The 228-nt window shown below is 54.4% G+C and carries 1 protein-coding gene; it reads left to right on the plus strand.

The genetic code is table 11. From position 1 onward, the window contains the following. Positions 1-224: DUF6867 family protein (locus ACZ3HG_RS25105; RefSeq protein ID WP_465335297.1), on the plus strand; the 224-nt coding region annotated here is incomplete at its 5' end. Between the last annotated feature and the right edge of the window lie 4 nt (positions 225-228).

Consider the following 228-nt stretch of genomic DNA (forward strand, 5'->3'; position numbering starts at 1 on the left):
TCCCGATGGGATTTGCGGTCAGATTTATCCATTTCGCGCTTTTCAACGAAACCTTGCTGCTGCCACGGACCTACTTCGTGGAAACCCTGCTTCTCATGGCCGTTGCCGGCCTGTCGTTTCAGCTCACCCGCGCAAAGCAGATGGTCAGCCAATACTATTGGCTGTATGAGCCGAGCGGACCTTTAAGTTGGCGGCTGCGGCAAGATGCACCATCGAAGCCTTAAATCG

It is taken from the genome of Erwinia sp. PME.40.26/001, assembly GCF_055556675.1.